At 58.5% G+C, this 4,644-nt stretch carries 6 protein-coding genes; 5 read left to right on the top strand and 1 reads right to left on the bottom strand.

What is annotated here, in order from left to right; all coding sequences use genetic code 11:
- The first annotated feature begins 326 nt into the window (after positions 1 to 326).
- The 4 genes from msrB to N5J71_RS22045 all read left to right on the top strand — a co-directional run bounded on the left by msrB (position 327) and on the right by N5J71_RS22045 (position 3,121).
- The gene (msrB, locus tag N5J71_RS22060) at positions 327 to 770 is read left to right on the top strand and encodes a peptide-methionine (R)-S-oxide reductase MsrB (protein WP_003464965.1); all 444 of its coding nucleotides are present in this window, start codon (positions 327 to 329) and stop codon (positions 768 to 770) included.
- Between the two features lies 1 nt (position 771).
- Positions 772 to 1,311 (top strand): peptide-methionine (S)-S-oxide reductase MsrA, encoded by a 540-nt coding sequence (gene msrA / locus N5J71_RS22055; RefSeq protein ID WP_003464967.1) that lies wholly within the window; start codon positions 772 to 774, stop codon positions 1,309 to 1,311.
- A 140-nt stretch (positions 1,312 to 1,451) separates the two neighbouring features.
- Entirely contained in the window at positions 1,452 to 2,156 is a 705-nt protein-coding gene (locus N5J71_RS22050; RefSeq protein WP_003464969.1) for a glutathione S-transferase N-terminal domain-containing protein, read from the top strand.
- A complete protein-coding gene (locus tag N5J71_RS22045; RefSeq protein ID WP_003464971.1) occupies positions 2,153 to 3,121 on the top strand; it encodes a magnesium and cobalt transport protein CorA in 969 nt (322 codons plus the stop codon). Before N5J71_RS22050 ends, N5J71_RS22045 begins: the two co-directional genes overlap by 4 nt.
- A gap of 204 nt (positions 3,122 to 3,325) precedes the next feature.
- Here N5J71_RS22045 and N5J71_RS22040 read toward each other — a convergent pair whose 3' ends face one another.
- Complete coding sequence (locus N5J71_RS22040) at positions 3,326 to 3,493, bottom strand: hypothetical protein (RefSeq protein WP_016487060.1); 168 nt, start codon at positions 3,491 to 3,493, stop codon at positions 3,326 to 3,328.
- Between the two features lie 75 nt (positions 3,494 to 3,568).
- Here N5J71_RS22040 and N5J71_RS22035 point away from each other — a divergent pair, with 75 nt between their 5' ends.
- Positions 3,569 to 4,582 (top strand): zinc-binding alcohol dehydrogenase family protein, encoded by a 1,014-nt coding sequence (locus N5J71_RS22035; protein ID WP_002118279.1) that lies wholly within the window; start codon positions 3,569 to 3,571, stop codon positions 4,580 to 4,582.
- Positions 4,583 to 4,644 lie beyond the last annotated feature (62 nt).

Below are 4,644 nucleotides of genomic sequence, written 5' to 3'. Positions count from 1 at the left end.
CACTAAGCAACCATCAGAAAATTTTGACTGTACGCCAAAAAATTCGCATCTACCAGCATCTAAACAGGCGTTGTTGATTATCATAAAACACTGACACTGTATTATATAATCGTGCTTTTGTGTTATTTTTTTAATATTTACTGATTACGTACTTGCTTAACCACTCAGTTGCGCTAGAATTAATAGACGCGAAATTTAAATCTCTAATTTTCCAACACTTAGTAAAACCTCGTTTGCCATCCCACTACCATTGTAGGAGCAAATCAGGAGACATAAAAAATTAGCGGTAGCGTGCCTGGCCCTCTAGATAAGTATTGGAGACTGTAATGAAGTTTGAAAAGTCACAGACAGCAATCGACCACCTGACTCCCGAGCAACACCGAATTACCCAGGAGGCGGGCACCGAAAGGCCCTTCACGGGCGAGTACAACGACAACAAGGAGCCTGGCATCTACGTCGACATAGTGTCGGGAGAGCCACTGTTCGCTTCGACGGACAAGTTCGATTCGGGTACTGGCTGGCCCAGCTTCACCAAGCCGATCGTTTCGGCAAACGTGAACGAGGTGCGGGACAGCGCACACGGCATGGTCCGGACGGAGGTCAGGTCAGTACACGCAGACAGTCATCTCGGCCATGTGTTCCCCGATGGTCCTTCCGACCGCGGCGGTCTGCGGTACTGCATCAACTCAGCGTCCCTTCGCTTCATCCCGCGCGACGAGATGGAGTCCGAGGGATACGGTGAATATCTCGATCAAGTAGAGGAGGCTTAACATGCATCAGCGCGCTGTTCTCGCAGGAGGATGTTTCTGGGGCATGCAGGATCTGATCCGCAAGCGGCCCGGCATCATCTCGACCCGTGTGGGTTACACGGGCGGCGATATTCCGAACGCCACGTATCGTAATCACGGCACGCATGCCGAGGGGATCGAGATTGTCTTCGACCCGACAGTGACGAGCTACCGGAACATCCTGGAATTCTTCTTCCAGATCCACGATCCGACGACGCTGAACCGCCAGGGCAATGATCGTGGGCTCTCCTACCGGTCGGGCATCTATTATGTCGACGAGGAGCAGAAGCGCGTCGCCGAGGATACGATCGCCGATGTGGATGCCTCGGGGCTGTGGGATGGCAAAGTGGTGACCGAGGTCCAGCCGGTCGGCGAGTTCTGGGAGGCCGAGCCCGATCACCAGGATTATCTGGAGAAGCGCCCGGGCGGCTACACCTGCCACTTCGTCCGTCCCGGCTGGGTGCTTCCGAAGCGCCAAAAGGTTGACGACGTACAGCCAGCGGCCGGGACCGCGGCGGAATAGGCTTCACTGCCGTTGCCACTGCGCCGGTCCGGTCCGCAATCTTCGTGACCGCGTCGTTCAGCGACGCGGTCATCGAACCCTACTTCAGAGTGACGGCTCGTTCCAGTCAGTCGCCATCGCAACACCAGGATCGCAGATTTATGCCAGACCTCTCGTCCTTTCCGATCACGCAGCGCTGGCCGGCATCTCATCCCGATCGCCTGCAACTCTACGCAGCCCCTACGCCCAATGGCGTCAAGGTCTCGATCATGCTTGAGGAGACTGGCCTGGCGTACGAGCCCCACCTGATCGACATCTCGAACAACGAGTCGAAGGATCCGGCGTTCGTGTCGCTGAACCCGAACGGACGCATACCGGCGATCATCGATCCGGCTGGCCCTGACGGTAGACCCATCGCCTTATGGGAATCCGGTGCGATCCTCCTCTATCTGGCCGACAAGACGGGTCAGTTCATCTCCACCGAACCAGGCCAGCGTTACGAGACCCTAGCGTGGGTGTTCTTTCAGATGTCGGCCATCGGGCCGATGTTCGGTCAGCTCGGCTTCTTCCTGCGATTTGGCGGCAAGGACTATGAGGACAAGCGGCCGCAACAGCGCTTTATCGACGAATCCACGCGTCTGCTGGGGATTCTGGATCGCCGGCTGGAAGGCCGCGACTGGATCGTCGACGACTATTCGATCGCGGACATCGCGACGCTCGGCTGGGTGAATGCGCTGGTGGAATTCTACGCTGCGGGTGACATCCTTGGCCTCAGCAGCTTTTCGAACGTCCGCGCATGGCTTGGACGCGGGCTGGCTCGACCGGCCGTCCAGCGTGGCCTCCACATTCCCGCGAGGCCAGCATGAGCATCATCGCCGCCTATTATTACAACGAAGGCAAGCGAGTTCGCGAAATCGCGCTCGATGAGCACGTCAAGTTGGGCGAGAGTCGCTCGGGCTTCTGCTGGATCGCGCTTAGCGAACCCACCCCCGAGGAACTACTCGCGATCCAAAGGACATATAATCTTCATCCGTTGGCGATCGACAACGCGATGCACCCGCTGTGCCCGCCCAAGCTCGAGGTCTACAACGATGAGTTGTACGTCGTCGCGCAGACCGCCGAGCTGGTCGGCGACCGGATCAGCTACGGCAAGATGGCGATCTTCACCGGTCACAATCACCTTATCACCGTGCGGCACGGCAATGCCGGAGCGCTGGGCAAACTTCGGGAGCAACTCGAGGCATCGCCGACGCAGTTCGGCAAGGGTGTCGACTATGTGCTGCACGCGATCTTGCATCGCGTGGTCGACCAGTATCTGCCCATCTTCGAAATGATCGAGGACGACGTCCTGGCGATGGAGCGACGGTCGCTGCACGATTTCCTCGGGCCAGAAGAGGTGGCGCGAATCTTCGAACTAAGGTCCGAACTCACGCGGTTCCAGCGCACGCTCGGGGCTATGGCCGAGCTGGTGCGAAAGCTCGTTCGCGGCCACTTTCCCTGCATCAGCGCCGAAATGACACCATATTTCCACGACGTCGCGGACCATGTCCACCGCGTGCAGTCCATGGTCGACGGCCTCCTGCTTGTCCTGTCCACGGTCTTTGAGGCCAGCAGCCTTCTTGAAGCGCAAAGGACGGGGGTGATCACCCGCCAGCTGGCGGCTTGGGCGGCAATACTGGCAGTCCCGACGGCGATCGCTGGAATATACGGCATGAACTTTAAGCACATGCCGGAGCTGGACACGGCCTACGGATACTTTGTCGTGCTCGGAGTGATAGCGATATCGTGCGTTTTCCTATTTGTGCGCTTCAAGAAGGCTAAGTGGCTGTGAATACTGCCCATCGTTTTCTTCGCCGTCATCTGACGGTTACAGCGGGCCTTATACGGAAGCTTGTCCAATCCAACTCAAGATGAAGGTGCGTCCATGACATAGCAGCTGACCGACGCTCTACAAGCAGTTCAGTCCTTCATCGCCAAGGGCTAAGACCGCGAATAGCGCGTCAAGGACAGCAATCTCGTCGATCTCGAGCCAGGATCAACCATCGGTCCGTGCGGCATCTGCGTCGACGCGGCGTTTCGCCTCGGAAGCGGTGATGATGGCGATAACGCCTCCACCCTCTACGCGATCACCGATCCGGCGACCGAGCATAAGGGCCTGTTGATCGACGTGTTCGATGAAATCTGCTACCGCGACCCAGTTCAAGAGTCGGGACCTCAATGTAGAAGAAGTTGACTAACGAGCATTCGCGTCATCCGATCAAGCAAGCTGGAGACATTTATGAAAGCCATTGGTTACAAGGTTCCGGGACCCATCGCCGCGGATGCCGCGCTGGTCGACATCAATCTGCCTCGGCCTGTCGCTGCAGGATACGATATCCTGGTTGAGGTGAAGGCCGTCTCGGTCAACCCGGTCGACTACAAGGTCCGCAACAGCACGCCGCCGGCAGATGGCGATTGGAAGGTGCTGGGATGGGATGCCGCCGGGATTGTGCGCGAGGTCGGCCCCGACGTCACGCAGTTCGAGTTAGGCGACGAGGTCTATTATGCCGGATCGATCACACGGCCCGGTACCAATGCGGAGTTCCATCTCGTCGACGCCCGGATTGTCGGTCACAAACCTGCGTCGCTCTCCTGGGCGGAAGCGGCGGCGCTGCCGCTGACGACGTTGACGGCCTGGGAGGCGATGTTCGACCGCCTGGACGTGGCGAAGCCCGTACCCGGTGCGGCGGAGGCGATCCTCATCATCGGTGGCGCGGGCGGGGTTGGGTCGATCGCCGTCCAGATCGCGCGACAGCGCACGGACCTCACCGTCATCGCCACAGCCTCTCGACCGGAAACCCAAGAGTGGGTAAGAGGGCTTGGAGCTCACCACGTCATCGACCATTCTCGTCCGCTCGCGCCACAGATCGCCGAACTCGGCATCGGTGCTCCCGCTTTCGTCTTTTCGACCACACATACCGAGCAACATGTCGCCGACATCGCCGAACTGATCGCCCCACAAGGACGGTTCGGACTGATCGACGATCCCAAGGCATTCGATATCATGGTTTTCAAGCGCAAGGCGGTGTCGATCCACCACGAGCTGATGTTCACGCGGTCGATCTACGGCACGCCCGACATGAATGAGCAGGGCGAGATTCTGGATGCGATGGCAGCGCTGGTTGACGACGGCAAAATCCGCACGACGCTGACCCGGCGACTGTCGCCGATCAATGCCGCCAATCTGAAGACGGTGCATGCACTGATCGAAAGTGGCGCGGCTAAAGGCAAGATCGTCCTCGAAGGCTTCTAACGACCGCGATCGCCAAACATCTTGTCCAACCTCAAAAAGCCGAACGGGTTATGCCCCAGCGA

This window comes from Ectopseudomonas oleovorans (assembly GCF_029845265.1).
GTDB classification, from domain to species: domain Bacteria; phylum Pseudomonadota; class Gammaproteobacteria; order Pseudomonadales; family Pseudomonadaceae; genus Aquipseudomonas; species Aquipseudomonas oleovorans.
The sequence above is the reverse complement of the archived record's forward strand: the minus strand, read 5'-3'. Positions and strand labels throughout refer to the sequence as shown.